The sequence below is a fragment of the Nitrincola schmidtii genome (assembly GCF_008973715.1).
Lineage (GTDB): Bacteria > Pseudomonadota > Gammaproteobacteria > Pseudomonadales > Balneatricaceae > Nitrincola > Nitrincola schmidtii.
The window spans coordinates 152,016-178,880 of sequence record NZ_WBOL01000005.1 but is presented as its reverse complement, the minus strand read 5'-3'; the positions used below and the strand labels follow the sequence as shown (position 1 = coordinate 178,880).

Here is a 26,865-nt window from a genome sequence, read left to right as displayed (position 1 = left end):
TACAAAAGCGAGATTACTCAGTCTTCAATAACTGCGAAAATTTCGCTTTCTTGCATGATCATCAGCTCTTCACCGTCAACTTTGACGACATTGGAGCCGGCGTACTGACCGAACAACACTTTGTCACCCACTTTGACAGAAGGAGCTTGAACTTCACCGTTGTTTAAGGTGCGACCTGGACCGACAGCAACAACTTCGCCACGGTTAGGCTTTTCAGCGGCAGAACCCGGCAGAACGATACCGCCTGCAGTGGTTTTTTCCTCTTCGCTGCGGCGTATAACAACACGATCGTGAAGTGGACGAATATTCATCTGGTTTTTCTCCTGGTATCTAGGAACAGATTTAATGAGTTAATTTCACCAATACTTTCTCAAGTATTAATGCCTGTCCCGTATGTGGGGTGCAGTCAGGAGGATTTCAACACCCCAAATAGAAAAAAATTTAATCTTTTCGTGTGTACTCACCATCAATAACGTCGCCACTGGTTGGACGTGAGTGATGATCAGGACGATTGGGCGGAAAGTCTTGTTCAAAAGGAGGACGCTGGTGGACAGTTTGATGACTGGCAATCACGGTCATTCGCTGGCTGACAAAGCGAATCAGTGCATGACGAGTGAAAGGGATCAAGCAACAAAAACCGATAATGTCAGTGACAAATCCAGGGGTAACAAGCAAGGCTCCACCTACGGCAAGCACAATGCCCTCGCCCATTTCTTGGCCAGGTATTTCTCCTTGATCCATTTTTTGTCGGGCGCGCGATAGGGTACTTAAGCTTTGAATACGCAACATATTCACACCAACAAAGGCTGATAAAAGCACCAACCCCACGGTATACCATACGCCAATCCATTGCCCTACGTTAATTAACAACGTAATTTCAATGATAGGTACAATAATAAACAGCAAAAATATAATAGGCATGTTGATCCTCACTTGTCAGACGATCATGGGATCATATTCACACGACGTGCGCAAGATATTGGCAAATCAACACTTCTAAATACCCTAAGAAGATGATAAGGGTTTTCCCTTATTCTAAATGCATCAAAAATAGCTATTTTTTTATAACGGAATAATTGTTGCGCTGCGACATATTGCGGCGCACAATAGTTCACGCTTAACAATTAATAAGGTATTTACTTATGGATCTGAAGGATAAAGTAGTTGTCGTCACAGGCGGCGGTCGTGGCCTAGGTCGCGCAATGGCTCTTGAATTAGCATCTAAAGGTGCAAAACTAGCACTGGCTGATTTGAATCAACAAGATCTCGATGACACCATTGCTTTGTGTCAAGAGCAAGGGACTGAAGCTCGCGGCTATATCTGCAACGTTGCAGTTGAAGCTGATGTAGAGAAGTTGTTCAACGATGTGGTTGCTGATTTCGGCGCTTTACATGGCTTAGTTAACAACGCCGGTATCACTCGTGACGGTTTGTTCATCAAAGTTAAAGAAGGCCAAGTCGTTGGTAAGATGAGCATGGACCAGTGGAACCTAGTCATGGATGTCAACCTGACAGGTACTTTCCTGTGTGGTCGTGAAGCTGCTATTAAGATGATTGAACTGGGTGTTCCTGGCTGCATCGTCAATATCTCTTCAGTTTCTCGCTCTGGTAACATGGGTCAAACCAACTACACCGCTACCAAAGCTGGCGTTCAAGCAATGGCTGTAACCTGGGCTAAAGAACTGGCTCGTTACGGTATCCGTGCGGCATCTATTGCACCGGGTTATATCGGTACTGAGATGGTCATGAGCATGAAACCTGAAGCGCTAGAGAAAATCGCTGCCGGCATTCCTGCTAAGCGTTTAGGTAAACCTGAAGAGATCGCTTCAACGGTTACCTTTATCCTAGAAAACGACTATGTCAATGGTCGTTGCTTCGAAGTAGATGGCGGTTTGCGCATCTAATTCTGCCGAAGAGATCAAGACAGTCTATAAGTAGCCTGTCTTGATTTACTTTATTTGATCTCGCTATGTAGACTCTTAATCGCGGAAGTTATTATATTGTAGCGGCAGATCGATATCAGACTCACGCAACAACGCCATTGCCTCCTGTAAGTCATCGCGCTTTTTACCTGTCACACGCACTTTTTCACCCATAATTTGGGTTTGCACCTTCATTTTGCTTTCTTTTATTAGCTTAGTGATTTTCTTGCACAGCACTTGATCCAATCCTTGACGCAGTATGACCTGCTGCTTAGCCTTAACACCACTCAGATCAGGATCTTTTGCTTCCATACAGCGAATATCTATTTTTCGAGCGGTTAGCTTTGCGCGTAAAATTTCCATCATCTGTTGAAGTTGAAAATCCACTTCCGCAATCATCGTCACGGTTTCATCTTGAAGTTCAAATTCAGCCTTCACACCTTTAAAATCATAGCGGGTTTGTAATTCTCGATTAGCCTGATCGACCGCATTGGTCACCTCATGGGAATCTAGCTCGGAAACAATATCAAATGAAGGCATACTATCACTCCAGTAACGTTGTATTCATATTCATGGATTTAAAATGATTTGGCATATACTTGGTGCGGGTGCTATTGGGCAACTATTTGCCACACGCTTAATCGATGCGGGCGTTTCAGTGCGCATCTTGTCTCGTCAACCGAGCGACTATTATCAACTGCATCTGCTAGAGGGTAAAGATAAACGCACCTATACACTGCACCCTGATTCGATTGATGCAAAAGAGCCTATCACACATCTGCTGGTTTGTACCAAAGCTCCTGACACCGTGGATGCTTTACTCACTCACCAACATCGCATCTACGCTAACGCGCATATTTTACTGCTGCAAAATGGTATGGGACAACACGAAGCTGTTCAAGCCCTTTTACCTGAGGCACATATTTGGGCGGGAATAACCACAGCGGGCGCATGGCGAAGTGAGCCTTTCACATTACATTGTGTTTCGCAAGGAATTACCGAGATAGGTTTGTTAAATAGGCATAACCAAGGCTTACCAGATGGATGGGAAAAAGTTTCGCCACAACCTATCGCTGCGGCAAACATACAGCTCAGTCTCTGGCGCAAATTAGCCATTAACTGTGCAATCAACCCTTTGACTGCGGTTCACCAATGTTTGAATGGCGAACTGGTTGAAAACTCTGTTTTTCTTAAGCAAATGCGAGAAGTCTGCACAGAAGTCGAACAGGTGTTACAAGCATTAAACCTATCTGTCTTGGAGGGACCTTTGATCGAACACGCGATGCAGGTAGCCCATCAAACGGCGAAAAATCGATCATCTATGCTTACCGATATTTTGCATTCGCGCCCAACGGAAATTGACTTCATTACGGGCTATCTGTGTCACCAAGCCGATCTGCTCGGTATCAGTCTCCCCTTCAACCATGCCCTGTTAGAAAAGGTGAAAAGTCTTTCTTCATGAAATGGTCATGCTACACTCAAGACTATGTAATTAGTTGACACCGAATAGGCGAATACCATGACTGAAGCGCTGCAAGAAATTCCTTATCCTTACGATAAAAACCTGAAAAAGAAGGTCTATGAAAAGGAGCTAAGAGCGCTTCAGATCGAACTCTTAAAGGTTCAAAGTTGGATGCGGGAAACAGGCCAGCGCATTGTTATTGTTTTCGAAGGTCGAGATGCGGCAGGGAAAGGCGGCAGCATTAAACGTTTTATGGAGCATTTGAACCCTCGACATGCACGAGTGATTGCACTGGAAAAGCCTTCAGATGTCGAACGTGGTCAGTGGTATTTTCAACGCTATGTCAAACAACTGCCTACGGATGGCGAAATGACCTTATTTGATCGCTCTTGGTATAACAGAGCCGGCGTTGAGCGCGTCATGGGGTTTTGTTCACCATCAGAATATTTAGAGTTTATGCGGCAAACACCCGAATTGGAGAAAATGTTTGTACGTAGCGGTATTCGACTGTTTAAGTTGTGGTTTGAAGTCAGTCGAGATGAACAGTTTAAACGCTTTCAGTCACGTAAATATGATCCGGTAAAGCAATGGAAACTCTCTCCTATCGACATGGCTTCACTGGATAAATGGGATGCTTACACGGATGCCAAAAATGCCATGTTTCGACATACCGACACTCCCGAAGCCCCTTGGACGATTATTTTATCGGATGACAAGAAGCGCTCGCGTCTGAACGCGATGCGCCACATCCTAAGCCAGTTACCCTATCCAGACAAAAACCCTGATATCGAGATACAACCTGATCCGAAGATTTGTATTCCAGCGCGCAAACTGCTGGGCAAAAACTCATCGGAAAATTAATCTTTGCTAGCGTAACTCAGGCTGATAAAACGCGGCTCTTTGACCTGTGCATGTTGATTTAGCAATTGAGTTAGCACAAAGAAGAAGTTACAGCAGATACTCAAGAAACGAGGCAGTAGATCAGGGACTTGAATACCGTCTTGATCGATTCTGACTAACGCTCTAATGGCTTTTTTACTGACTGATCGGGCCTGATGCAAATAGCTGACACCGGCCGTTCCTCTGGGTAGAACAAATCCTTGGATAGGATCACAAATCAAGGACTTGTAATGATTTAACCGCACCTTCAACCAATCCAGATCCTGCTCCGTTAAAGCCAAACGTCCTCGGATGGATCCATTGGCATGGAAAGCCAGAGGCTGAAGCTTATCTAGATCATCGATCACCTGAATCATCTCATCAGGCAATGCAGATAATGCCATGCCAATTAAGGTCGCCAGTTCATCAGTGAGTACCTCGTAATCACACAGATAGGACGTTTCGTGAATGAACGGATAACATATCTCATCTAGGTTTTTAGAAGGCTTGATTGGCATAGCTAAGATCCTTGATCCATGAGGGTTAACCTAAGACTGACACCACCGGCGGAACAGCATTAAGATCGATTTGACAATTTACCTGATACACATCCAGCAGATTTTGCTGTGTTAAGACTTCATCAGGCCGCCCTAAAGACCAAACACGCCCCTGATGCAACAAACATAAACGATCACAATAACGCGCAGCCATAGATAAATCGTGCAATGACACCATCACACTTCTCGATGCTTTCCCTTCAGGACGTGCCTTTACATAATCACGTAGCAACGATAAAACACGGCATTGATAATACAGATCCAAGCTTGCCAAAGGCTCATCTGCCAGCAGAATTTCAGGCTCTCCCGCAAACACACGCGCTAGCCAAACTCTGAGTTGCTCTCCTCCCGATAGCTGATCAACTAAATGATTCATCCACTGATCAACTCCCGTCAATTCTGCAGCCGCAATAATTTTTGCTGGGTCTTCATCCTGCCAAGGGAGTCGACCTAAACTAATCACATCCCGAACTCTTAAAGACCAAGCACTTTGACTTCCTTGAGGGAGTAAACCTAATCTACGTGCTCTTGCGGTGTCGGAAAAAGTATTTAGGGGTTGCTGTTTCAGAAGGATTTCGCCCTGAAAAGATTCAATACCCGCTAGACAATGCAGCAGAGAAGTTTTACCAGCTCCGTTAGGCCCGATAAGACCTAACACTTCGCCCTCTTGAAGATCCAAGTGAATGGACTTCAAGCGCTTATCTAACGAAAGATCGTTGATCGTGATTACAGCCATCGACGTCGCTCCCTCCAGATCAACCAAATAAAGAGTGGCGTACCCAACAAGGAGGTTAATACGCCTAATTTTAATTCCGGACCTGGGGGCAAACTGCGTATTAACGTATCTGCCAAGCAAACCAATATGGCGCCCGCTAAGGCCGAAGGAAGCAACACTTTATCCGGACGATTCGACACAAATGGGCGAACTAAATGCGGAACGATCAAGCCAACAAACCCTATGGCTCCAGCAATGGAAACTGCAGTACCCACTAGAATGGCAGCTCCCAATACCACAAGACGACTTCCCCATCGGGTTGATAAACCTAAGCTGGTCGCAACGTTTTCGCCAAGACTTAAGCCGAACAATAAACGGCGCTGACTGAAGACCAGCCCACCCCCTATGATGAGTGCTGGCAACAAAATCCATAGATGCTCAAAACCCCGATTGGCAACAGATCCTAATAGCCAAAAGACTAATTCCTGCATAGCATAAGGGTTAGGGGCGAAATTCAACACCATGGCTAACAGAGCACCGGTCAAGGTAGAAATGGCTAACCCCGCCATGATCACCATACTTTGGCGAGCACTGCCTGCTAAAAACAACATCAACATCATCGCCAAGCCAGCGCCCAATAAACCTGCCATCGCAGGAGCTGCACCACCTGCCTGAGGAAAGACTCCAAAGTAAAATACCGCCGCTGCCCCCAAAGCAGCTCCCTGACTGGCGCCCGTTAAACCGGGATCTGCCAATGGATTTCGCAACAAGCCTTGTAATGCAGCGCCACTCAAACCGAGGGCGGCACCGACTAAAAGAGCGATTAGGGTACGAGGCAAGCGAATATCACCCACGACTATTGCATCTAGGGTTTCCTGCTGAAAAATCCACTCCCATAGACCTTTGAAAACGACAACATCTGAAGAGCCCATCGATAAGGATAATAATGAAGAGACGATGAGCAGCAATATCAATACTGGATAAGTCAATGCTGGATAAATCAATCGAACGTCTCCTTCAGTGCTGATAACTGGTCTATCAGCTCATAAGTCCATGGCCCTGGGCACTGCCAACGCCAATAATCAGTTGTTAACCATGCATTTTCGGGTAAATGTTTTGCAAGGACCGGATGCTGCGCAAATTGGTTTGCCAACGCCGCTGACTCAGGTGCAGCCCATAAAATCGCATCAGGAAGATCCGTCACTAACCCTTCTAAATCTAAGCTAATATAACCCGATGACGTTAGATAATTTTGCCAACCTGCCCGTGTGATTAATTGATCCTCAAAGGTATCTTGACCAGTTCCCACACCATTAGCACCGAGCAGTAACAATCTCGGTTGATGAGGAGTGCTCTGAGCAACGACTGACTGTTCAGTAAAAGAACGTAAATCATCCAGTTTTGGATCTAACGGATCAATCGATTCATTGCTGAGATTGGGAATAGTCGTGATCGAAGAGAGATCCAATATTTCAATAAAACGTTGCAGATAACGTTCTACTTCAATTAAAGAGCGAGGGAGCGCTAATACTTCAACATTAACACCTAAACGCTGCAACTGAGAACGCAACATTAATGCATTAAACTCGCCAACGATTACTAAATCGGGGCGTAAACTAACCAATTGCTCAAGCGACCCATCATGAACAGGCCACTGGGTCGTATTGATCGGTAGAGGAAAACGTTGATGCAGAGGTGACAAAGCCAACACACGAGACGGATCCAGGTAGTAAGCCAATAGCCAGTCCATACAGAGATCCAACGAAGCGATACGCTGATAGGCTATATCAAATTGGTCAGGCTCAGTCATGCTATCACTCGCTTTAGTCAGCGAGGACACAGAGAGCATCGCACAGATCAACCCAATCATTGCCCTGCTATGTAACCATCGTCTAGTTTGATTCATCTTTGCCTAGCAACAAGATCAAAACCAAGCAGGATAACGGAAACCTAAGATGACTTCATCTGTTTAGATCACGTATACTACGTCCGCTTCAATTTTCCTACACTCAGGTGCTCTGTCTTTGGAATAGTGTTTCAATTCAGAGTTAAACGGGAAACAGGTGCTGACACCCGTCAAAAGCCTGTGCTGCCCCCGCAACGGTAAGATGTTGTCATCGCTAATGCCACTGTGCTTTGTTTTAGCATGGGAAGGCGCGATGATCCGCGCACTGCGCCGCATCAAGCCCGGATACCGGCCTAAGTGGGAACACTGTTGGTGTTGCGGAGGGCTTCACCCAGTCAAACAATCAGAACTGTCACTACGATAGCGCTGTGCTTTTGGCTTTCCCTCCCTCATCACGCCCTAACTTAGCGTATGAGGATTTAGATTTGAAAACTCCATCGTTCAAAAGAACATTACTGTTAAGCGCAATCGCTGCCATCAGCTTGCCACTTCAAGCTGAAACATCGCTTGACCCCTTAGTGGTCACAGTGACCACACCCTTAAGAATGTCACAACCCGTTGACCAAACCTTAGCAGCAACAACCGTCATTACTCGAGCAGACATCGAACGCCAACAACCCGAATCAGTGGCACAACTGCTGCGAGGCACACCGGGCGTTGAATTTGCGAGCACTGGCGGTTCAGGATCAATGACCAGCCTGTTTCTTCGAGGTTCAAACTCCAACCACACCCTTGTTTTGATCGATGGCGTTAAAGCCAATAACCCAACAGATGGCTCCTTCAGATGGGAATTTCTTCCCGTCAGCCAAATCGAGCGCATCGAAATCGTGCGCGGCCCGCAATCGAGTATTTGGGGCGCAGATGCCATTGGCGGTGTGGTTAACATCATCACACGGAGCCCTATTCAAGCAGGAACTCAAGGTGAAATTCGTGTCGGTGCAGGCCAACAAAACACCCAACTCACCGACGCTAACTTCAGCGCAGCAAACGAAACCACTCGCTTTAACTCATCTCTAAGTTACCGAAAATCAGATGGGTTTAATGCCACCCAAGCTGACACTACGGGTGAAAAAGACGGTTTTGAACATTACGCTGTTAGATTACAAGTGGAACAAGATATTGATGATCAGAATACTGTTTCGGCTGGGTATTTAAGAAGTCAGGGGACTAATGAGTATGATAACTCATGTGATACCGCTCCACCGCCAGACTTCCAATGTATTTCTAACAATGCTTTCAAGCAAAACTTTGTACTACAAACCATCAATTTTGGTTTGAAAGCTACTGTTACAGACAGCTTCACTATAGATTCGAATTTCTCACGAACTGCAGAAGACCGTAAAGAATTTAGAGAAGGTGTTGCTAACGGTAGAGTCAAAACAGAAAGAGATCAAGCTAGCGTAAAATCAACCTACAGATTAGAAAACATAGCTATGGTAATGGGCTTGGATGCCCAAAAAGAACGTCTTTTGGAAGCAAGTGACTACTTAAGAAACAGTAGAGAAATTTATGGGGTGTTTGCTCAAACCAGTTATGACCTGAATGAGTTTTGGCAACTATCAGCTGGAATTCGTCATGATAAAGATCAGTTTTTTGGCGAAAAAACTACTGGGAATTTAGGTTTACAATGGATTGTCAGTAATTCAAATACGCTCGGAGCTTCGATAGCACAAGGCTATCGTGCACCAAATCTCTTAGAGTTATATGGACCAATCTCGTGGGGTTCAAATCCAGAACTACAACCGGAAAAGTCACTTAACTATGAGTTGTACTGGCGCTACAAGCCTACAAATGATTTAAATACTGAATTACGACTTTTTCAGAATGAAATCGACAATCTCATCGTAGGTAATCCCAACAACTCTTGGAAATTTAATAATATAAACGAAGCTAGGATACGAGGTGCTGAAGTCTCAGTGACATACTCTATTGAAAACTTCAATTTCAACAGTGCCATCACACTACAAGATCCTGTAAATCGACAAACTGATACACTACTAACTCGACGCGCAAGAGAACATGCTAGGTTTGATATCGACTATGCTGTTTCTAATTGGGGTGCTGGTGTAACGCTCGAAGGCCAAAGCAAACGTTACGACTTCGGCAATCAAAGAATGGGCGGCTATGCTCTTGTAAACACCCGAGCCCACTGGCACCTATCACCTGACTGGACACTTCGCGCCAAAATCGACAATCTGTTTGACAAAGATTACGAACAAGCAGTTGGCTTTAACACCCAAGGCCGCTACTTTGAAACAAGTCTAACTTACCGTTTTTGATCGACGGCAGGAATTATCAAAGGAAGTCTGAGGTTACCCTGAAATATGACCTCTGCAGCCATGGATGGCTGCAGCGAGCCTACAAGGACGTACTTGTGGCGTGTCAGATTACAGGGTAACCTCAGACGCACAGATGCACGAACATCATAACGATAAGGCAACCACCATGTCTGACAGACTCGACCGAATCTATACTCGCAGTGGCGATCAAGGCACCACGGGACTTGCCAACGGCAAACGCATCCCCAAAACGCACCCCAGAATCGAAACCCTAGGCGATGTCGACGAACTTAACAGCATCATCGGGCTTGTGATCGCAGAACTAGATCACCCACACCCACTCGCCGAACTTCTTTCAAGACTGCAAAATGACCTGTTCGACCTAGGTGGAGAACTCGCCATCGCAGATAAGACCTACACCGTCATCACCCTAGAGAAAGTCACCTATCTAGAAGAGCAATTAGACGCTTTAAACAACAAACTTCCGCCACTGAAAGAATTTATCCTTCCTGGTGGCAGTAAAACCGCCGCAACAACACACCTAGCTCGCTCAGTATGCAGAAGAGCTGAAAGACAAATGGTATCGCTAGCCAGCATCGAAGGGGAAACCATCAATCCCATGGGAGCAAGCTACCTAAATCGCTTATCAGACCTCCTCTTTGTGATGGCAAGAACACTGGCACGTGAGCAAGGTGGTCAAGAAATACATTGGAAACCTTCTGCCCCAGAAGCGCTCTAAGAAAAAGTATGATTTTACACAGCAGTACAAATCAGGATAATCTGAAGTAGAACAGGATCATAATAGCTAAAAATAGGAGAGTCAGGTGGAACAAGAAACAATTTGGATTATTGCCATTGTTGCTCTTGCAGTCGGTGTACTCATCGGTTTTCTGATGGGCAAATCCGGAAGCAGCGAAACTCAACGCAAAACCCTCGAAGACGAACTCAACGGTTCTCGTGCCGAAATGGATCGTTACAAAACAGAGGTCACCAGCCATTTCGAACAAACCGCTTCTTTAGTCAATGAGTTAACTGAACAGTACCGAAAAGTTCATCAGCATCTTGCAACGGGTGCTCAAAACCTATGCCCTGACCAAGCGGCAGGACGTTCGCTTCAATCATCTCTTCAGCCTAAGCTCGAAAAATCAACAACTGAACCGGAGCAAAGTGACCAGAAGCATCTCGATCAAGCTGCTGAAGAAAAACCAACTACCTCTTCTGCTCCCAGTGAAGAACTGAACGAAGTTAATACAGCAGAAACCTCAGAAAATACAACTGAAAGTAAAGCTGCCAAAGAGAAACAGGAAACCCCTGAAATCAATATTGAGCCACCCAGAGACTGGGCACCCAAAAGCCCTCATGATGAAGGTACGCTCTCTGATCGTTATGGTCTCAAGAAAAAGTCTGAAGACATGCCAAATCCACCCTATCCAGACCCAGGTCTGAACGAGGATGAATCTGACAAAAACGATTCACAGAAAAAAACTAACAACTAATCTGTGAAGACTATACTGGATTAGCTATCTCGACAAAGCGGTGTTCAAGGCCAAAATGACGCGCTAGATGCTCACCGAGTGCCTGAACACCGTAACGCTCTGTGGCATGATGCCCAGCTCCGATGTAATGAATACCCGCCTCTCGCGCAATATGTACCACTGGTTCAGAAATCTCACCACTGATGTAGGTATCCGCTCCTAGCTCGATGGCTTTTTCAATATAGCGCTCTGCGGCTCCAGTACACCAAGCGACTTTACTGACCTTATGAGTGCCTCCTGCAATGACTTGAGGCTCTCGATCTAACACTTGCTTTACACGCTGAGTAAACAGTTTTAACGAGCAAGGCTCTGACAGTCGTCCTATATTCCCAATCGCATTGACCTTGCCTGGCTCAAGCGTGTCTTCAATTTCCAACCCTAGACGGACCGCTAAACGAGCGTTGTTACCCATGACTGGGTGTGCATCCAAAGGCAAATGATAAGCAAGCAAACTCATCTCATTAAGAATTAAGGTACGAATCCGACGATACTTAATACCGGTCAATACGGATGATTCACCTTTCCAGAAATAACCATGATGTACCAGTACTAAATCAGCGCCCCATTCCACAGCTTCATCCAGTAATGCTTGGCAGGCTGTGACACCCGTGACAATTTTTTGAACCTGCGAGCGACCTTGAACCTGCAAACCATTCGGGCAGTAGTCATTAAACTGGGATGATTTGAGAATTTCATCGCAATATTCAACTAACTCAGTCAACTCAACGCTATTGTAATTCATTGTAAAATTCCCAATTTCTCTTTTAGAGACGTATAATAGTCGATCACTTTAAACGAAATGGATATATGGGTAAATTCAAACTACTCTCTTGGCCTGTTACGACTGGCATCTTAGCTGCGCTAGTACTGATTCAGTTTTTTTACAAAACAGATGAGTCAGGCTTAGCTCCAAAGGTCGAGATTATTGAGACGCAAGCCATTACTCAGCAAGAAGCTAGAGCTTTGCCGAGTCGCCTATCCTTTGCCGAAGCAGTGGATAGAGCCTCACCAGCCGTAGTAAACATTTACACTCAAACACTGGTCAGACAACCTGCTAACCCTTTGTTGAATGATCCATTGTTTCAGCAGTTTTTTAATATTGAGCGCTTACCACAACAAGAACGCATTCAATCAAGCTTAGGGTCAGGAGTCATTCTAAGCCCTCAAGGCTATGTAGTGACCAATAACCATGTTATCTCAGGGGCTGATAGCATTGTCGTGTCGCTCCAAGATGGTCGAGAGGCGCTGGCAACCGTCATTGGCAGCGATCCAGAAACGGATCTAGCTTTACTGAAAATCAATCTACCCAGCCTTCCTAGTATCATTTTAAATACCACAGATAACCTGCGTGTCGGAGATATCGTCCTTGCGATTGGTAATCCATTTGGGGTTGGACAAACGGTTACTCAAGGCATCGTTAGCGCGACTGGCCGAAATAGCATCGGGCTAAGCACCTATGAAAGCTTTATTCAAACGGACGCAGCGATCAACCCTGGTAACTCTGGAGGGGCATTAATTGATCCTAACGGTCATCTAGTGGGAATAAATACCGCTATCTTTTCGCAATCAGGCGGATCTCATGGTATAGGTTTTGCCATTCCAGCCATTACCGCTCGTCAAGTTATGCAGGACCTGATTGAGCATGGACGTGTGATTCGTGGCTGGTTAGGTATAGAGGTTCAAGAACTTACACTGCAGCTCGCTGAATCCTTTAATTTGGACTCCAATTCAGGTGTCATTATCTCAGGTGTTGTACGAAACGGCCCAGCTCATAGCGCTGGCCTTCAACCGGGCGATATTCTTCTTGCGATGAATGGCACAGCCATCACGACTGGACGAGATTTAATGCGCAGAATAGCAAGAACCAAGCCGGGTGAGTCAGTTAGATTTGAAATTCTACGTAACGAACGCAAGTTTTCAATTGTTGCAGAGATGTCAGAAAGAACTCAACCTGCACGCTAAGGTGCAGATTGAGTGATCATAGAATTTTATTTATCAGAAAGAATACGATATTCCGCTGATCGAGCGTGTGCAGTTAAACTTTCACCGCGTGCTAAGACTGAAGCGACCTTACCCATTTCTGATGCGCCCTCAGCAGAGAACATAATAATCGAAGAGCGTTTTTGGAAATCATACACACCTAAGGGTGATGAGAAACGCGCCGTACCCGACGTAGGCAACACATGGTTAGGGCCTGCACAGTAATCCCCCAAGGATTCTGCCGTATATCGACCCATAAAGATCGCGCCAGCATGACGAATCGATGGCAATAGCGCCTCTGGATCCTCTATAGAAAGCTCTAAGTGTTCTGGTGCGATACGATTACTTAACTCAGCCGCCGCTTGCAGATCATCCACCTGTATTAAAATCGCACGGTTTTTCAGTGAAGTGCGAATAATCTCTTCGCGCTCCATCGTTGGCAGCAGCTTCTCAATGCTTGCCTGCACTTGGTCAATATAGGATGCATCGTGACAGATCAAGATCGACTGAGCATCTTCATCGTGCTCGGCTTGAGAAAAGAGATCCATCGCAATCCAGTCAGGATTGGTTTTGCCATCACAGATGATTAAAATTTCGGAAGGTCCCGCAATCATATCAATACCCACGGCACCAAACACAGCGCGCTTCGCTGTGGCGACGAAGATATTTCCTGGGCCAACAATCTTATCAACTCGAGGAACCGTTTCAGTACCGTAAGCAAGCGCGGCAACCGCTTGTGCACCACCGAGGGTAAATACTCGATCGACACCGGATAAGGCTGCTGCAGCGAGAACCAGCTCATTAACTACCCCGTCTGGAGTCGGCACGACCATGATGATCTCTTTGACGCCAGCCACTTTGGCCGGCATGGCATTCATCAACACCGATGAGGGATAAGCGGCTTTACCACCGGGAACATAGATACCCACACGATCCATCGGTGTAACTTGCTGACCTAAGACTGTGCCATCCGCTTCAGTATAGCGCCAAGATTCACTTTTCTGGCGCTCGTGGTAATCCGCAATGCGTTTTGCTGCAATTTCCAAAGCCGTTCGCTGATCTGCAGGTAGGTTTTTTAACGACTCATGCAGACGCGCCTGGCTCATTTCTAGCTCAGCCATGCTTTCAGCATTCATTCGATCAAAACGATTGGTGTATTCAACCAAGGCTTCGTCGCCACGTGATCGAACATTAGCAATCACATCATCGACTATCTGATTAACCTGCTTATCCGAAACGCTTTCCCATGCTAATAATGCATCCAATTTTGCATCAAAATCTGTTTGGCCTGCGACCAAGCGGGTGATTTCCAGAGTCATTTTAAACCTCGCGTTTAGCCACCACAGCGGCCTGCATTTTTTCAACAATAGGCTGAATTAATTCATATTTCATTTTCATCGAAGGTTGACCGACAACCAGTCGTGAACTGATATGCGCGATATGCTCAAGAGGTTCCAGCCCATTCGCTCGCAAGGTATTGCCGGTATCTACGATATCGACAATACGATCTGCCAGACCCATGATTGGAGCAAGCTCCATCGCGCCGTAGAGTTTGATAATATCCACTTGCATACCTAAACGGGCATAGTAGTCACGGGTAATATTGACGAACTTACTGGCCACTTTAAGACGACCTTCTACCGCTGCAGCACCTTTCATTCCTGCCACCATTAATCGACAACAAGAGATTTCAAGGTCTAGGGGTTCATAGAGACCTTGACCGCCATGCTCCATCAGTACGTCTTTACCAGCAATTCCCATATCTGCACCACCATACTCAACGTAGGTAGGCACGTCGGTTGCACGAATCACTAATAGCTTGATATTGTCGTGATTCGTATCAAAGATCAGTTTCCGACTACTAAAAATATCCTCGGATGGATGTATATCAGCAGCCGCGAGCAAGGGTAGCGTCTCGGTTAAAATACGTCCTTTAGATAAAGCAATCGTCAACTGTTGGGAGTTCATGCACCCGTCCCCTTACCCGAAATTCGCTTGATCTGAGCGCCTAAAGCCTGAAACTTTTCTTCGATACATTCATAACCGCGATCAATATGATAAATACGATCAATCAAGGTTTCACCTTCTGCAACCAATCCAGCAATGACTAAGCTGGCAGAGGCTCTAAGATCCGTTGCCATCACCGGTGCTCCTTTTAATTTTGCCACACCTTCGACGACTGCAGTGTTACCGTCGATGGTGATATCAGCACCCATACGACGCATTTCTTGCATATGCATGAAACGATTTTCGAAGATCGTTTCTTTGATGATTCCAACACCGATTGCCACGGTATTCATCGCCGCAAACTGGGCTTGCATATCGGTCGGAAACGCAGGATAAGGTGCCGTGGTCAAATCGACAGCCTTTGGACGACGACCTTGCATATTTAATTCTATCCAATCCTCACCCGTAGTGATGTCCGCTCCAGCTTCTTGCAATTTTTTCAACACAGAATCAAGTGTATCTGGGCGTGTGTTTCGGGTACGAACATGACCACCTGTTGCAGCGGCAGCCACTAAAAAGGTTCCTGTTTCAATTCGATCAGCCATGACTGGATATCGACAACCTTTCAATTCAGCCACACCGCGAACCGTAATCATATCGGTTCCAGCACCGCGAATATCCGCACCCATTGCATTTAGGCAGTTAGCCAGGTCTACAATTTCCGGTTCACGCGCGGCATTTTCAATCAGCGTTTCACCTTCAGCAAGCGCTGCAGCCATCATAATATTCTCGGTACCTGTCACTGTGACCGTATCAAAGAATACTGTACCGCCTTTCAAACGACCTTCGCATGATGCACGAATGTAACCTTGATCAACTTCAATCGTTGCTCCCAAGGCCTCTAAACCTTTTAGGTGAAGATCAACGGGACGACTACCTATTGCACAGCCACCGGGTAGAGAAACTTCTGCCTTGCCAAATCTTGCTAATAAAGGCCCTAATACGAGTATTGAGGCGCGCATGGTTTTAACAAGGTCATAGGGCGCTACGACTGAATTGATCTGTGTTGAGTCTATTTCAACACTCATAGACTCGTGCAACGTAATCTCGACACCTAAGCGACGCATCAATTCTAGCATGGTGGTGATATCATGCAGATGTGGCAAATTTGAAATCGTCACGGGTTCCGATGCCAGCAGAGTAGAGGCTAGAATCGGCAAGGCAGCATTTTTTGCACCAGAAATCCACACATCGCCTTTTAGGCAAGCGCCGCCTTGTATCAATAGCTTATCCATTTATCTTTCCATTTTGGGCAATCAGTTCAGTGCGGCCCATTGTTCAGGGGTATAGGTTTTAATCGTTAGCGCGTGAATGGCTCCACTGGCAATTTGCTCATTTAAGCAACCGTAAACCATTTGTTGTTTTTTTACCGGCGAAAGACCAGTAAAAGCTGGGCTAATCACGGTAACTTCAAAGTTACATCCCTCACCAGCCGTCACAACTTCACTGTCTTGAATTTGACTTTCAACGATGCGCTTTACTTCTTCAGCCTGCATAAAAGCTCCGAGAAATTCTTAATCACTTATAAAGGGGGACTATCTTAACGCAAAAAAAGGCTTTTGAGCGAATTGACTCAAAAGCCTTACAAAGGAATTAGTTTAATTGATCGTCAATGCCGACCAATTTTGCAATCGACAGCATATCAACGGGCAAGTTAACAACTTCTAATGATAGTGATTTTGCTTGAGCGTAACGCTGGCAGCACAACCACAAAGACAAAGCAGAACTATCAACTCGACCCACACCACTAAAATCGATACGACATTGACCGGTTAAATCTTTCAACTGATTCAGTAAAGCGTCACGTTTCGCAACAACCGTTGAAAATAACAAATCACCTGCGACTGTTAATTCAACGACGGAAGTGTCATCCTTCGACATCTTCTACTACCTCAGCAATAGTTCGAGCAACGCGCTCTTCCCAATTATCGATTACAGCAGAAACGTTTCTTGAACGCTGGAACATGTCAGCAAACTGATTTTGGAAGGTTAAACGAAGGTTGATACCCTCAACTGCAACATTCACCAACATCCAGTTTCCGTCAACATTACGCATGTAGTAGAGAATATTGTATGTTTTTCCAGCGGTTGAAGTTAACTGCACGTTAACTACCTGCATTTCAGGCTGGGGGCTGGGTGCTCTGGGTGGTGTAATTGAGTATTCACGAACCGCAAACTCACTAACCGCCAAAGAATAAGTACGAATCAACGTCGTTTTTAAAATATCAGCAAAACGTTGTAACTCATCTTCCGTTGCAGTACGAGCAAAACGTCCCATCACACCGCGGCCGAAACCGTAAAAATCAATCACTGGTGTCACAATCGTCTCTATCTCAGACTGTAATCGTGTACGATTTTCATCCTGCAATAATGAGCGATCCTCCATCAGTGCAATGACGTTTTCAGTCGTTTCAGCAACAACCGCTCTAGCGGCTTCCCATTCAGCATCTGCAGCCATTGATTTTGCAGAGATCAACATGGAAACCAAAAAAATCCAACCTGCGCTATACAGTTTATTCATTCGTTTTTACTCACTCACCTGATTCATGAGAAATTTACCGACCAGATCTTCAAGCACAAGAGCTGACTGGGTATTAAAGATAAAATCACCATCGCCTAAAACATCCATATCACCACCAGGGACTATCCCGATATATTGCTGACCTAGCAGACCTGACGTCAGAATCATTGCAGAACTGTCTGCACTAATAAAATCAACATCAGCAAAAATACTCATCTCCACCTCTGCCATCAACATTTGTGGATCGAGTCGGATACTGCGAACTTCTCCAATTTGTACGCCTGACATTGACACTTTAGCCCGTTGCGTTAATCCACCGATATTCTCAAAAGAGGCGTAAAGTGTGTAACCACCCGCTTTGGGCTTCAAGGTTAGGCCACTTACATTTAAAGCCAGCAGGATTAAGGCTACAAAACCCAACAACATAAAAATACCGACGCTGATTTCAACAGTACGGATACGCATATTACAAATCTCCAAACATCAAAGCGGTAAGAACAAAGTCGAATCCCAAAACAGCGAGCGATGCGTACACAACTGTACGAGTCGTTGCTTGGCTTATGCCTTCAGAGGTTGGGACACAGTCATAACCTTGATAGACAGCAATCCAGGTCACAATGAACCCAAAAACCACCGCCTTGATCAACCCATTAATAACATCTTCTCTAAAATCAACAGCTTGCTGCATATTTGCCCAGTATGCACCACTGTAGATACCTAACCAGTCAACAGCGACCACTGCAGCACCCCAGATACCCACCACAGCAAAGATCATGGAGAGTAGTGGCATACAGATAAATCCAGCATAAAGTCTTGGCGCGATAATACGACGGTAAGGATCGACGCCTATCATCTCTAAACTGGCAAGTTGCTCTGTTGCTTTCATCAAACCTATTTCTGCCGTTAATGCAGAACCAGCGCGACCAGCAAACAATAATGCAGTAACAACAGGGGCTAACTCTCTTAACAAGCTTAAGGCAACCATTTGACCTACAGCTTGCTCTGAACCGTAGTCAACAAGGATAGTATATCCCTGCAACCCAAGCACCATACCTATAAATGCACCGGACACAACAATAATCACTAGTGATAAGACACCTATAAAATAGATCTGCTTGATCAATAGTGGCAACATCATCATCGGCGCAGGACGAGCGACGATAGATTGAAATAAAATTTGTCCAGAACGCCCAAATGCAGCGCACTTAGACAGGGTCCTATGACCCAAACGCTGTATATTATCCAAAATCACTTAAATACACCTCCTGCCATCAACTCATCTAGCAAATCAGGTGCTGGATAGTGAAAGGGAACAGGACCGTCTGGCAAACCATCAACAAACTGTCTAACCTGCTCTGAATCTTGCTGTTTCAGCATTTCGGGTGTTCCTTCAGCGATAATCTTTCCATCTGATAGCACATAAATGTAATCTGCTATCGATAGGGTTTCCTGTATATCATGGGAAACGATAATGGATGTATGACCTAGCGCTTGATTCAATCGTTTAATCAAGTTCACCAAAACACCCATTGCGATAGGATCTTGGCCGGTAAAGGGCTCGTCATACATCACAATATCTGGATCTAATGAAATAGCTCTAGCTAGTGCAACTCTTCGAGCCATGCCACCAGAAAGCTCACTTGGCATCAGTGACACTGCGCCGCGAAGTCCGACCGCTTGAAGCTTCATCAACACGATATCGCGAATCATGACTTCCGGTAGCTCTGTGTGAACTCGAATAGGAAATGCGATGTTGTCAAACACATTCATATCAGTAAACAGCGCGCCGCTTTGAAACAACATCCCCATTCGCTCACGCACAATGAATAGATCTTTGCGATTAAGTTTAGGAATATTTTGTCCGTCTAATAGAATTTCACCCGTGTCTGGACGCAACTGACCACCAATAAGCTTAAGCAAGGTGGTTTTTCCAGTACCAGAAGGTCCCATAATCGCTGTTACTTTACCGCGAGGTATCTTTAAACTGATATCGTCGAAAATTTTTCGCGATCCACGAGTAAAGGTCATATTACGGATTTCTACTATGATATCGTCTAGTGGTAGTGCTTTACCGTCAACGACAGGCTTATCCTGACCCATCTTTTCACCCTGTAACTTCAAACAAGACGTGCAAATATACCATTACAACGCCTCACATTAAACGTGCTATTGATACGAAACGATCACTATTACGACAAATGAGATACGAAACTCGTTCAATCTGCGCTAAACTTGGTCTTTAATTTATAACGAATACTTACTATTGGTTACTTCCAACTCAGATGAATAATTTCAATTTTCTTGCTACGGGTCTGCGCACCATTGAAATCGAACAAGCCACCTTAACGGCTTTGAAAGGTCAACTGGATGGCCACTTTACAGACGCATGTAAATTGATGTTGCGCTGTGAAGGTCGAGTTATCGTTACTGGAATGGGTAAATCTGGCCATATCGGAAATAAAATAGCGGCCACACTTGCTAGTACAGGCACACCTGCGTTTTTTGTCCATCCCGGTGAGGCCAGCCATGGTGACCTGGGCATGTTTACCGGTAAAGATGTTGTGCTCGCCCTATCTAACTCAGGTGAAACCGCAGAAGTCGTTACCATACTTCCATTGATAAAACGCATGGGCGCCCCACTGATCAGCATGACCTCTAATCCTGAGTCTACCTTGTCAAAATGTGCCGATGTCAATTTGCACCTGCCCGTAGAACGTGAGGCATGCCCACATAATTTAGCACCAACCTCAAGCACCACCGCTCAACTGGTTATGGGCGATGCGTTGGCGATAGCTCTATTAGAAGCTAGAGGCTTTAGTCCTGAAGATTTTGCTTTTTCTCATCCCGGCGGCAGCCTTGGTAGGCAATTATTATTACGCGTCGATGACATCATGCATTCAGGTGACGAGATACCTCAGGTCACGATTACCACTCCCATCCATAAAGCACTGATGGAAGTCACGCAAAAACGTCTTGGTATGACGGCGGTCACCAATGATAAAGGGGAGTTACTGGGTATTTTTACCGATGGTGATTTACGCAGAACGTTAGATCTCGGTGTTGATCTAAAAAACACAGCGATTGCAGAAGTAATGACTCTAGGAGGCACAACGATCAAAGTTGGATCCTTGGCCGCTGAAGCATTAAAAATCATGCAAGAACGCAAAATTAACGCGCTTCTTATTACTGACGAACAAGGAAAGCTTGCAGGCGCTCTAAACATGCACGACCTGCTAAAAGCAGGAGTAATTTAACATGTCCGAACCCCTTTCAGCAGTTCTAAAACAGCGTCTGCTAGGCATACGATTAGTGGTGTTTGATGTTGACGGCGTACTAACCAATGGATCATTGAACTTCTTACCTGATGGTCAAGAGGTAAAAAGCTTCAACACCCTTGATGGCTTAGGCATTAAGTTGCTGCAAAAAGCAGGTATCAAGACCGCTATTATTACTGGCCGAAGCTCCTCTCAAGTCAGTATGCGTGCTAAAGCACTGGGCATCGATTGGTTAATTCAAGGACGTGAAGATAAATTGATCGCTCTTGAAGAGATCTGGAAAGACAGTGGCGAAAGTGCCGCGACAACCGCTTACATGGGGGACGACCTTCCTGATTTATCTGCGATCACAACGGTCGCCTTTGGCGCTTCAGTCCCTAATGGTCACCCATTAGTGTGTAAAGAATCAGACTGGTGCAGCACCCGTCGCGGTGGTGAGGGGGCAGCTAGAGAACTATGCGAACTCATCCTTCATGAACAAGGTAAGCTGAATGCATTATTAGAGGCCTTTCGTTGATGCTAAAAAGTGCCCGCCTACGTTTATTTATTGGCTTTATGCTACTCACCATAGCAGGTGTGTATTGGGCTTTTTTTGGCACTCCACAACCCTTATCAACAAGCACACCTGATGACCCTAATCGCGTTGACTTCTTTATTAGAGATGCTTTTATTACCAAATTTGATGAACAAGGCCAGATTGAACACATCATCACATCACCCTTGCTCCAGCACTTTCCAGTACAAGAACGAACCACACTTGAAACTCCCTTCGTCACGCTTCCGAATGATACAGGTGATATGCAAATCTCTTCTGATGAAGGCTTTATGCTGGATGACGAGACCAAAATTGAACTTGCAGGAAACGTGCAGGTTATTGATAATTCCACATCAGAAGTACCCTGGGTACTAACAACAGCCATCCTGACTTTCCTGCCACCGGAAAATTATGCTGAAACAGAGGCTCCCGTGCTGATTGTTCAGGGTCAAAACCGTACTGACGCGATTGGAATGAAGGCATGGTTTAATGAACGCCAAGTCGATTTGCTGTCAGAGGTAAGAGGTTATTATGTTACCAACTAGCAACACGTTACGAGCCCTATTCGCATTATTACTGACGGTCAGCATCACCAGTCACGCACTACCCGAAGATCAAGACCAACCGATTTACGTCAGTGCCGACCAAGCATCAATGAATGAAATTACGGGTATTGCAATCTACACAGGCGATGTTGAAATTCGCCAAGGAACCATGATTCTCCAAGGCTCTCGTGTGGAAATGCATCGTGACGCTCAAGGAAGCATCAATCGTATTATTACCACGGGTTCGCCAGCACAATTCCAACAGCAAGCATCACCGAACCAACCATTAACTAAAGCTTTTGGTTTACGGATGGACTACAACGTCCCTACACAAACCGTTACCATTACCGAACAGGCAAGGGTAACCCAAGACGCTGATGAATTTACCGGTGAACGTATTGTTTACAATATGGATAAATCGGTAGTCGATGCTTTCCGAAGCGATAGTCAAGGCGGCCAACGCGTGCAAATGGTTATTCAGCCTAAGGCTAACCCTTAATATGACACATAGACTGGAAGCGCTGCATCTTGCTAAGTCCTATAAAGGTCGCGCTGTTGTTCGTGACGTTTCATTACACGTCGAACAAGGTGAAATCGTTGGCTTACTTGGCCCCAACGGTGCCGGCAAGACAACCTGCTTTTACATGATAGTAGGCATTATTACTGCTGATAAAGGAAATATTCGGCTGGCACAACAAGACATTACTCGTCTAGCGATGCATAGTCGTGCCAAAAAAGGAATTGGATACCTACCGCAAGAAGCATCCGTGTTTAGAAAACTCAGTGTTAGCGATAATTTAATGGCCATTTTAGAAACACGTGCTGAGCTATCGAAAGCGCAACGCAAGCAGCTTTTAGAAGAATTGCTGCAGGAGTTCCATATCACCCATATTCGCGATAGCCTAGGCATGTCGCTATCCGGTGGCGAAAGACGACGGGTTGAGATTGCCCGTGCATTAGCGACTGAACCCAAATTCATTTTGCTTGATGAACCTTTTGCGGGTGTTGATCCCATTTCAGTCAATGACATTAAGCAAACCATTCGGCACCTTCAAGAACGAAACATTGGTATACTCATTACCGATCACAACGTGCGCGAAACGTTGGACATTTGTGAACGAGCTTATATCGTTAGTGAAGGCACAATCCTTGCAGATGGCAGCCCATCTGACATAATGAACAATGAACAAGTTCGCTCCGCTTATCTGGGCGACCAATTCAGACTATAACAACTCCCTGCCTCTGAAGAAGTGATCTAAAGGCATATGAAGCAAGCGTTACATCTAAAGATTGGCCAGCATCTCACGATGACGCCGCAGTTACAGCAGGCGATCAGGCTATTACAGTTATCCACCTTAGATCTGCAACAAGAGATCCAGCAGGCTTTGGATAGTAACCCCTTGCTTGAAATTAGCGAAGATGAAGCTGATCACGCTGAAGAACGCACCAATGACAACTACGACGCCAATCAGTACGAAGGCACAGAAAAAACAACCGCTTCTAACAATGATAAAGATCAACTCGACTCACATGCTGAAGAAAGCAATGCCGAGCATGAGTGGAGCGAGTCGATTCCAGAGGAATTAGCTACCGACAGTCAATGGGAAGATACGTTTCAACATCAATCGAGTGGCCCTTCAGGAGACAGTGATTGGCCTGATAATGAAAACGACACCCGAGAAGATACACTCCAGGATCATCTTATCTGGCAGCTGAATTTAACTCCAATGACCGATCAGGACCGTTTAGTTGCCGAGTCGATTATAGATTCCATCGATGCTGATGGTTATTTACGCAGTGATGTAACAGAATTATTGGAACAGTTCAAAACCCAAGAACCGGATCTTTTTTCTGAAGCGGAAGAAGATGAAATCTTAGCTGTATTGCACCGGATTCAACAGTTTGATCCTCCTGGCGTTGGAGCAAGAGACTTAAGTGAATGCCTGTGTATTCAGATACACCAACTTCCACTTGAATTAACATGGCGACAAGAGGCAATCAAACTCTGTCGAGATTTTTTACCTCTACTGGGTAGTCACGATTACAAAACACTGCTGCGCAAGATGCGCTTAAATGAAACTGAGCTGGATGAGGTCATCACCTTAATTCGTTCACTAAATCCTAAACCTGGCGCAATGATCAGTAGCACACAGTCTGAATATGTTATTCCTGACGTGATGGTGCGTAAAATACAAGATGAATGGATAGTATCTTTAAATCCTGACATTGCCCCTAAATTACAGATCAACAATCAATATGCTGATCTGATTCGTCGTGCTGACACCAGTGCTGACAACACCTATCTTAAAAACCACCTGCAAGAAGCTCGCTGGTTTTTGAAAAGCCTGATGAGTCGTAACGAAACTCTATTAAAAGTTGCCACCGAAATTGTTGAGCGTCAGCGCGATTTCCTAGAGGTAGGTGATGAAGCAATGAAGCCGATGGTGCTTCATGACATTGCTGAGGCCGTGTCCATGCATGAATCGACTATTTCTCGTGTGACCACACAAAAATATATTCATACACCCCGTGGTATTTACGAACTGAAATACTTTTTTTCCAGTCAAGTGAATACTGCCGATGGTGAAGGTGCCTCTTCTACTGCCATTCGAGCACTGATTAAGAAACTCATTTCGTCAGAAAACACAGCAAAGCCCCTAAGCGACAATAAAATTGCGCAGCTACTCAAAGAACAAGGGATCAATGTCGCTAGACGCACGGTTGCAAAATATCGTGAAGCGCTATCGATTCCACCTTCAAATGAGCGCAAGCGTCTGCTTTAATTAATATAGAGTACGATCTTCATCGTACCAGCACTAAGGAGATATACCATGCAGATCAATATCACAGGTCATCACGTAGAACTAACAGAAGCTATGACCGAGTATGTCAATACAAAGTTTGAGCGTCTGGAGCGACACTTTGATAACATTACCAATGTACAGGTGACCCTCAGTGTTGAGAAGCAACGCCACAAAGCTGAAGCAGATATGCATGTTGCAGGAGGTGAAATATTTGCCCAAGCAGAGCAAGACGACATGTATGCTGCTATTGATGCCATGGTCGACAAGTTGGATCGCCAGGTTATCAAGCACAAGGAAAAAATGAAGTCACATAAATAAACTAATTAGACAGATTATCTCATGCCTATTTCCGAGCTGCTGACAGAGTCGATGACACGCTGCCATATTGATGCAGTCAGCAAGAAACGTGTCCTTGAATTAGCTAGCGAATTGCTGGCTGGTAATAACGAAGCAATGGAAGCAGAAGATGTTTTCAGTGCGCTGTTGAATCGTGAGCGGCTCGGCAGTACGGGTATTGGAGACGGTGTGGCGATCCCACACTGTCGCCTTGCCGGCTGTGAACATGCTACAGCCCTTCTTATAACCCTAAAAGAGCCGATCGAATTTGACGCAATAGATAACCGTCCTGTCGATCTTCTGTGTTGTTTACTGGTTCCCGAAGATGCGGCCACTGAACACCTTCATACGCTTGCAGGGTTGGCAGAAATGTTCAGCCAGTCAGATATTCGTGAAGCGTTACGACAATGCACCGCTGACGATGAACTCTATCAGCGATTTATCTCTCTTGCGGATAAACGGAGCTAAGTTGTGAAACTGGTCGTGCTGAGTGGACGTTCTGGATCAGGCAAAACTACCGCTCTACAGGCACTTGAAGATGCTGGCTTTTATTGCATAGATAACCTACCTGCCATGCTGTTGCCCGATCTCATCGAGCAGATGACAGCAACCGACGACGGACCAAAACGCATTGCCGTTAGTATCGATGCACGCAACTTGACTAGTAACCTTGAGCGCTTCCCAACGCTACACAAGCAGCTTAAGGCATTCAATAACCTCACCTGTGAAGTGATCTATCTAGATGCCTCTGAAGCAACACTGCTTAAACGTTTTAGTGCCACACGACGTAAACATCCACTGACAGATCTCTATTCTGGCTTGCAAGATGCGATTGACCAAGAGCGTATGGTTCTTGAACCTATCGCCTCTCTGGCTGATTTACGAATTGATACCACGCACATGACACTCTATGATTTGCGTGATCGAATTAAGCTTCGCATTAATCAAAGTCGTGAACAGTCACTGTCGTTACTGTTCGAATCCTTTGGCTTTAAGCATGGATCACCACTGGATAGCGACTTTACCTTTGATGTTCGTAGTCTTCCTAATCCTCATTGGATACCCGAGCTTCGTCCACTTACGGGAATGGATCAGCCAGTGCAAACGTTTTTACGACAGTCCAGTGATGTGTTAGAAATGCAACAAGATATTACCCAGTTTTTAGAACGCTGGTTGCCACGGATTCGCAAAGATAACCGTAGCTACCTAACTGTCGCTATAGGCTGTACTGGCGGGCAACATCGCTCTGTCTATCTTGCTGAACAACTGGCTAGCCATTTTAGTCAAGCTATGGATAATGTACATGTTCGCCACCGAGAATTAACTGAGAACGCATGATTACAGCGCCAATCACTATCATTAATAAATTAGGACTGCACGCACGCGCGGCTGCAAAGTTAAGTGCACTCGCTGGAAGCTACACCAGTCAAATTCAAATAGAAAAAGGTGGTCGTTCTGTCGACTGTAAAAGCATTATGGCTGTGATGATGCTAGCTGCAAGTAAAGGGACAGAAGTGATCTTGCACATCGATGGAGCAGATGAAGCCGATGCGCTTGACGCACTCACTACCTTAATTAATAACCGTTTCGATGAACCGGAATAAAGA

General features: G+C 45.4%; 34 protein-coding genes and 1 riboswitch. Of the genes, 17 read left to right on the top strand and 17 right to left on the bottom strand.

The features are described 5' to 3' along the window. Nucleotides 1-17: 17 nt before the first annotated feature. The gene (locus tag F7R24_RS06440) at nucleotides 18-311 is read right to left on the bottom strand and encodes a co-chaperone GroES (RefSeq protein ID WP_151670423.1); all 294 of its coding nucleotides are present in this window, start codon (nucleotides 309-311) and stop codon (nucleotides 18-20) included. Nucleotides 312-441: 130 nt separating this feature from the next. Next, nucleotides 442-921: an FxsA family protein gene (locus F7R24_RS06435; RefSeq protein WP_151670422.1), complete on the bottom strand. Its 480-nt coding sequence runs from the start codon at nucleotides 919-921 to the stop codon at nucleotides 442-444. 221 nt (nucleotides 922-1,142) lie between these two features. Between F7R24_RS06435 and F7R24_RS06430 the strand changes: the two genes are divergently transcribed. Next, nucleotides 1,143-1,904 carry an SDR family oxidoreductase gene (locus F7R24_RS06430; RefSeq protein WP_151670421.1) on the top strand — a complete coding sequence of 254 codons (762 nt, stop codon included), beginning with the start codon at nucleotides 1,143-1,145 and terminating at the stop codon, nucleotides 1,902-1,904. A 75-nt stretch (nucleotides 1,905-1,979) separates the two neighbouring features. Here the strand turns inward: F7R24_RS06430 and F7R24_RS06425 are convergent, their stop codons facing one another. Continuing rightward, nucleotides 1,980-2,462: a YajQ family cyclic di-GMP-binding protein gene (locus F7R24_RS06425; RefSeq protein ID WP_151670420.1), complete on the bottom strand. Its 483-nt coding sequence runs from the start codon at nucleotides 2,460-2,462 to the stop codon at nucleotides 1,980-1,982. 43 nt (nucleotides 2,463-2,505) lie between these two features. Here F7R24_RS06425 and F7R24_RS06420 point away from each other — a divergent pair, with 43 nt between their 5' ends. Together F7R24_RS06420 and ppk2 are read left to right on the top strand one after the other, a co-directional pair. Next, nucleotides 2,506-3,384, top strand: a complete 879-nt coding sequence (locus F7R24_RS06420) for a ketopantoate reductase family protein (RefSeq protein WP_151670419.1) — start codon at nucleotides 2,506-2,508, stop codon at nucleotides 3,382-3,384. Nucleotides 3,385-3,441: 57 nt separating this feature from the next. Continuing rightward, a complete protein-coding gene (gene ppk2, locus F7R24_RS06415) occupies nucleotides 3,442-4,245 on the top strand; it encodes a polyphosphate kinase 2 (protein WP_151670418.1) in 804 nt (267 codons plus the stop codon). Here ppk2 and F7R24_RS06410 read toward each other — a convergent pair. The 4 genes from F7R24_RS06410 to F7R24_RS06395 are packed head-to-tail and all read right to left on the bottom strand — an operon-like array spanning nucleotide 4,242 to nucleotide 7,345. After that, entirely contained in the window at nucleotides 4,242-4,781 is a 540-nt protein-coding gene (locus tag F7R24_RS06410; protein WP_151670417.1) for an ATP:cob(I)alamin adenosyltransferase, read from the bottom strand. The two genes, ppk2 and F7R24_RS06410, sit on opposite strands and share 4 nt — an antisense overlap. Before the next feature lie 25 nt (nucleotides 4,782-4,806). Continuing rightward, nucleotides 4,807-5,556, bottom strand: a complete 750-nt coding sequence (locus tag F7R24_RS06405) for an ABC transporter ATP-binding protein (RefSeq protein ID WP_151670416.1) — start codon at nucleotides 5,554-5,556, stop codon at nucleotides 4,807-4,809. Beyond that, nucleotides 5,547-6,539 carry a FecCD family ABC transporter permease gene (locus F7R24_RS06400; protein WP_240776011.1) on the bottom strand — a complete coding sequence of 331 codons (993 nt, stop codon included), beginning with the start codon at nucleotides 6,537-6,539 and terminating at the stop codon, nucleotides 5,547-5,549. The genes F7R24_RS06405 and F7R24_RS06400 overlap by 10 nt, the downstream gene beginning before the upstream one ends. Next, nucleotides 6,536-7,345, bottom strand: a complete 810-nt coding sequence (locus F7R24_RS06395; protein WP_168926786.1) for an ABC transporter substrate-binding protein — start codon at nucleotides 7,343-7,345, stop codon at nucleotides 6,536-6,538. Before F7R24_RS06395 ends, F7R24_RS06400 begins: the two co-directional genes overlap by 4 nt. A 184-nt stretch (nucleotides 7,346-7,529) precedes the next feature. After that, nucleotides 7,530-7,752, top strand: a riboswitch (cobalamin riboswitch). Nucleotides 7,753-7,866: 114 nt separating this feature from the next. Between F7R24_RS06395 and F7R24_RS06390 the strand changes: the two genes are divergently transcribed. The 3 genes from F7R24_RS06390 to F7R24_RS06380 all read left to right on the top strand — a co-directional run bounded on the left by F7R24_RS06390 (nucleotide 7,867) and on the right by F7R24_RS06380 (nucleotide 11,216). Continuing rightward, nucleotides 7,867-9,720 (top strand): TonB-dependent receptor domain-containing protein, encoded by a 1,854-nt coding sequence (locus F7R24_RS06390; protein ID WP_151670414.1) that lies wholly within the window; start codon nucleotides 7,867-7,869, stop codon nucleotides 9,718-9,720. A 64-nt stretch (nucleotides 9,721-9,784) separates the two neighbouring features. After that, entirely contained in the window at nucleotides 9,785-10,459 is a 675-nt protein-coding gene (locus tag F7R24_RS06385) for a cob(I)yrinic acid a,c-diamide adenosyltransferase (RefSeq protein WP_338087092.1), read from the top strand. 85 nt (nucleotides 10,460-10,544) lie between these two features. Continuing rightward, the gene (locus F7R24_RS06380; protein WP_151670413.1) at nucleotides 10,545-11,216 is read left to right on the top strand and encodes a Z-ring associated ZapG family protein; all 672 of its coding nucleotides are present in this window, start codon (nucleotides 10,545-10,547) and stop codon (nucleotides 11,214-11,216) included. Nucleotides 11,217-11,226: 10 nt separating this feature from the next. On the opposite strand, the gene F7R24_RS06375 is transcribed toward F7R24_RS06380, so the two are convergent. After that, nucleotides 11,227-11,997, bottom strand: coding sequence for a Nif3-like dinuclear metal center hexameric protein (locus F7R24_RS06375; RefSeq protein ID WP_151670412.1), 771 nt, complete (start codon nucleotides 11,995-11,997; stop codon nucleotides 11,227-11,229). Between the two features lie 65 nt (nucleotides 11,998-12,062). Between F7R24_RS06375 and F7R24_RS06370 the strand changes: the two genes are divergently transcribed. After that, nucleotides 12,063-13,217, top strand: a complete 1,155-nt coding sequence (locus F7R24_RS06370) for a trypsin-like peptidase domain-containing protein (protein WP_151670411.1) — start codon at nucleotides 12,063-12,065, stop codon at nucleotides 13,215-13,217. Nucleotides 13,218-13,243: 26 nt separating this feature from the next. Here F7R24_RS06370 and hisD read toward each other — a convergent pair whose 3' ends face one another. The 9 genes from hisD to F7R24_RS06325 form a co-directional block, all read right to left on the bottom strand. Continuing rightward, entirely contained in the window at nucleotides 13,244-14,554 is a 1,311-nt protein-coding gene (hisD, locus tag F7R24_RS06365; protein WP_151670410.1) for a histidinol dehydrogenase, read from the bottom strand. Between the two features lies 1 nt (nucleotide 14,555). After that, nucleotides 14,556-15,203, bottom strand: a complete 648-nt coding sequence (hisG, locus tag F7R24_RS06360; RefSeq protein ID WP_151670409.1) for an ATP phosphoribosyltransferase — start codon at nucleotides 15,201-15,203, stop codon at nucleotides 14,556-14,558. After that, complete coding sequence (murA, locus tag F7R24_RS06355; RefSeq protein ID WP_151670408.1) at nucleotides 15,200-16,477, bottom strand: UDP-N-acetylglucosamine 1-carboxyvinyltransferase; 1,278 nt, start codon at nucleotides 16,475-16,477, stop codon at nucleotides 15,200-15,202. Before murA ends, hisG begins: the two co-directional genes overlap by 4 nt. Before the next feature lie 21 nt (nucleotides 16,478-16,498). Further along, nucleotides 16,499-16,738, bottom strand: coding sequence for a BolA family protein (locus F7R24_RS06350; RefSeq protein ID WP_151670407.1), 240 nt, complete (start codon nucleotides 16,736-16,738; stop codon nucleotides 16,499-16,501). Nucleotides 16,739-16,835: 97 nt separating this feature from the next. Beyond that, complete coding sequence (locus F7R24_RS06345) at nucleotides 16,836-17,123, bottom strand: STAS domain-containing protein (protein ID WP_151670406.1); 288 nt, start codon at nucleotides 17,121-17,123, stop codon at nucleotides 16,836-16,838. Further along, nucleotides 17,110-17,763: an MlaC/ttg2D family ABC transporter substrate-binding protein gene (locus F7R24_RS06340; protein ID WP_151670405.1), complete on the bottom strand. Its 654-nt coding sequence runs from the start codon at nucleotides 17,761-17,763 to the stop codon at nucleotides 17,110-17,112. Before F7R24_RS06340 ends, F7R24_RS06345 begins: the two co-directional genes overlap by 14 nt. A 6-nt stretch (nucleotides 17,764-17,769) precedes the next feature. Further along, nucleotides 17,770-18,228, bottom strand: a complete 459-nt coding sequence (mlaD, locus tag F7R24_RS06335) for an outer membrane lipid asymmetry maintenance protein MlaD (RefSeq protein WP_151670404.1) — start codon at nucleotides 18,226-18,228, stop codon at nucleotides 17,770-17,772. A 1-nt stretch (nucleotide 18,229) separates the two neighbouring features. Further along, complete coding sequence (gene mlaE / locus F7R24_RS06330; protein ID WP_151670458.1) at nucleotides 18,230-19,012, bottom strand: lipid asymmetry maintenance ABC transporter permease subunit MlaE; 783 nt, start codon at nucleotides 19,010-19,012, stop codon at nucleotides 18,230-18,232. Further along, nucleotides 19,012-19,863 (bottom strand): ATP-binding cassette domain-containing protein, encoded by an 852-nt coding sequence (locus F7R24_RS06325; protein WP_151670403.1) that lies wholly within the window; start codon nucleotides 19,861-19,863, stop codon nucleotides 19,012-19,014. Before F7R24_RS06325 ends, mlaE begins: the two co-directional genes overlap by 1 nt. Nucleotides 19,864-20,045: 182 nt before the next feature. Between F7R24_RS06325 and F7R24_RS06320 the strand changes: the two genes are divergently transcribed. From F7R24_RS06320 to F7R24_RS06275, 10 genes are read left to right on the top strand one after another with little or no spacing between them, the layout of a single operon-like run. Then, nucleotides 20,046-21,017, top strand: a complete 972-nt coding sequence (locus F7R24_RS06320; RefSeq protein ID WP_151670402.1) for a KpsF/GutQ family sugar-phosphate isomerase — start codon at nucleotides 20,046-20,048, stop codon at nucleotides 21,015-21,017. Nucleotide 21,018: 1 nt separating this feature from the next. Next, entirely contained in the window at nucleotides 21,019-21,555 is a 537-nt protein-coding gene (locus F7R24_RS06315; protein WP_151670401.1) for a KdsC family phosphatase, read from the top strand. Beyond that, nucleotides 21,555-22,118, top strand: a complete 564-nt coding sequence (gene lptC, locus F7R24_RS06310) for an LPS export ABC transporter periplasmic protein LptC (RefSeq protein ID WP_151670400.1) — start codon at nucleotides 21,555-21,557, stop codon at nucleotides 22,116-22,118. Before F7R24_RS06315 ends, lptC begins: the two co-directional genes overlap by 1 nt. Continuing rightward, nucleotides 22,105-22,617 (top strand): lipopolysaccharide transport periplasmic protein LptA, encoded by a 513-nt coding sequence (lptA, locus tag F7R24_RS06305; protein ID WP_151670399.1) that lies wholly within the window; start codon nucleotides 22,105-22,107, stop codon nucleotides 22,615-22,617. Before lptC ends, lptA begins: the two co-directional genes overlap by 14 nt. Nucleotide 22,618: 1 nt before the next feature. Then, the gene (lptB, locus tag F7R24_RS06300; protein WP_151670398.1) at nucleotides 22,619-23,347 is read left to right on the top strand and encodes an LPS export ABC transporter ATP-binding protein; all 729 of its coding nucleotides are present in this window, start codon (nucleotides 22,619-22,621) and stop codon (nucleotides 23,345-23,347) included. Nucleotides 23,348-23,383: 36 nt separating this feature from the next. Beyond that, entirely contained in the window at nucleotides 23,384-24,901 is a 1,518-nt protein-coding gene (locus tag F7R24_RS06295; protein ID WP_151670397.1) for an RNA polymerase factor sigma-54, read from the top strand. Nucleotides 24,902-24,949: 48 nt separating this feature from the next. Beyond that, entirely contained in the window at nucleotides 24,950-25,240 is a 291-nt protein-coding gene (gene hpf / locus F7R24_RS06290; protein WP_151670396.1) for a ribosome hibernation promoting factor, read from the top strand. Between the two features lie 21 nt (nucleotides 25,241-25,261). Then, nucleotides 25,262-25,726, top strand: a complete 465-nt coding sequence (gene ptsN, locus F7R24_RS06285) for a PTS IIA-like nitrogen regulatory protein PtsN (protein ID WP_151670395.1) — start codon at nucleotides 25,262-25,264, stop codon at nucleotides 25,724-25,726. A 3-nt stretch (nucleotides 25,727-25,729) separates the two neighbouring features. Then, nucleotides 25,730-26,596: an RNase adapter RapZ gene (rapZ, locus tag F7R24_RS06280; RefSeq protein ID WP_151670394.1), complete on the top strand. Its 867-nt coding sequence runs from the start codon at nucleotides 25,730-25,732 to the stop codon at nucleotides 26,594-26,596. After that, nucleotides 26,593-26,862, top strand: a complete 270-nt coding sequence (locus F7R24_RS06275) for an HPr family phosphocarrier protein (protein ID WP_151670393.1) — start codon at nucleotides 26,593-26,595, stop codon at nucleotides 26,860-26,862. Before rapZ ends, F7R24_RS06275 begins: the two co-directional genes overlap by 4 nt. Nucleotides 26,863-26,865 lie beyond the last annotated feature (3 nt).

Bases quoted from the DNA above. Each gene is read 5' to 3' on its own strand.
- F7R24_RS06345 (WP_151670406.1), bottom strand. From the start codon at position 17,123: ATGTCGAAGGATGACACTTCCGTCGTTGAATTAACAGTCGCAGGTGAT.
- F7R24_RS06440 (WP_151670423.1), bottom strand. From the start codon at position 311: ATGAATATTCGTCCACTTCACGATCGTGTTGTTATACGCCGCAGCGAA.
- hisG (WP_151670409.1), bottom strand. From the start codon at position 15,203: ATGAACTCCCAACAGTTGACGATTGCTTTATCTAAAGGACGTATTTTA.
- F7R24_RS06295 (WP_151670397.1), top strand. From the start codon at position 23,384: ATGAAGCAAGCGTTACATCTAAAGATTGGCCAGCATCTCACGATGACG.
- lptA (WP_151670399.1), top strand. From the start codon at position 22,105: ATGTTACCAACTAGCAACACGTTACGAGCCCTATTCGCATTATTACTG.
- F7R24_RS06425 (WP_151670420.1), bottom strand. From the start codon at position 2,462: ATGCCTTCATTTGATATTGTTTCCGAGCTAGATTCCCATGAGGTGACC.
- F7R24_RS06405 (WP_151670416.1), bottom strand. From the start codon at position 5,556: ATGGCTGTAATCACGATCAACGATCTTTCGTTAGATAAGCGCTTGAAG.
- lptB (WP_151670398.1), top strand. From the start codon at position 22,619: ATGACACATAGACTGGAAGCGCTGCATCTTGCTAAGTCCTATAAAGGT.
- hisD (WP_151670410.1), bottom strand. From the start codon at position 14,554: ATGACTCTGGAAATCACCCGCTTGGTCGCAGGCCAAACAGATTTTGAT.
- mlaD (WP_151670404.1), bottom strand. From the start codon at position 18,228: ATGCGTATCCGTACTGTTGAAATCAGCGTCGGTATTTTTATGTTGTTG.
- F7R24_RS06430 (WP_151670421.1), top strand. From the start codon at position 1,143: ATGGATCTGAAGGATAAAGTAGTTGTCGTCACAGGCGGCGGTCGTGGC.
- F7R24_RS06420 (WP_151670419.1), top strand. From the start codon at position 2,506: ATGATTTGGCATATACTTGGTGCGGGTGCTATTGGGCAACTATTTGCC.
- F7R24_RS06375 (WP_151670412.1), bottom strand. From the start codon at position 11,997: ATGAATTACAATAGCGTTGAGTTGACTGAGTTAGTTGAATATTGCGAT.
- F7R24_RS06315 (WP_151670401.1), top strand. From the start codon at position 21,019: ATGTCCGAACCCCTTTCAGCAGTTCTAAAACAGCGTCTGCTAGGCATA.
- F7R24_RS06385 (WP_338087092.1), top strand. From the start codon at position 9,785: ATGGCTGCAGCGAGCCTACAAGGACGTACTTGTGGCGTGTCAGATTAC.
- ppk2 (WP_151670418.1), top strand. From the start codon at position 3,442: ATGACTGAAGCGCTGCAAGAAATTCCTTATCCTTACGATAAAAACCTG.
- F7R24_RS06435 (WP_151670422.1), bottom strand. From the start codon at position 921: ATGCCTATTATATTTTTGCTGTTTATTATTGTACCTATCATTGAAATT.
- hpf (WP_151670396.1), top strand. From the start codon at position 24,950: ATGCAGATCAATATCACAGGTCATCACGTAGAACTAACAGAAGCTATG.
- F7R24_RS06410 (WP_151670417.1), bottom strand. From the start codon at position 4,781: ATGCCAATCAAGCCTTCTAAAAACCTAGATGAGATATGTTATCCGTTC.
- lptC (WP_151670400.1), top strand. From the start codon at position 21,555: ATGCTAAAAAGTGCCCGCCTACGTTTATTTATTGGCTTTATGCTACTC.
- F7R24_RS06395 (WP_168926786.1), bottom strand. From the start codon at position 7,345: ATGACTGAGCCTGACCAATTTGATATAGCCTATCAGCGTATCGCTTCG.
- F7R24_RS06340 (WP_151670405.1), bottom strand. From the start codon at position 17,763: ATGAATAAACTGTATAGCGCAGGTTGGATTTTTTTGGTTTCCATGTTG.
- F7R24_RS06350 (WP_151670407.1), bottom strand. From the start codon at position 16,738: ATGCAGGCTGAAGAAGTAAAGCGCATCGTTGAAAGTCAAATTCAAGAC.
- murA (WP_151670408.1), bottom strand. From the start codon at position 16,477: ATGGATAAGCTATTGATACAAGGCGGCGCTTGCCTAAAAGGCGATGTG.
- ptsN (WP_151670395.1), top strand. From the start codon at position 25,262: ATGCCTATTTCCGAGCTGCTGACAGAGTCGATGACACGCTGCCATATT.
- F7R24_RS06320 (WP_151670402.1), top strand. From the start codon at position 20,046: ATGAATAATTTCAATTTTCTTGCTACGGGTCTGCGCACCATTGAAATC.
- F7R24_RS06275 (WP_151670393.1), top strand. From the start codon at position 26,593: ATGATTACAGCGCCAATCACTATCATTAATAAATTAGGACTGCACGCA.
- F7R24_RS06370 (WP_151670411.1), top strand. From the start codon at position 12,063: ATGGGTAAATTCAAACTACTCTCTTGGCCTGTTACGACTGGCATCTTA.
- F7R24_RS06325 (WP_151670403.1), bottom strand. From the start codon at position 19,863: ATGGGTCAGGATAAGCCTGTCGTTGACGGTAAAGCACTACCACTAGAC.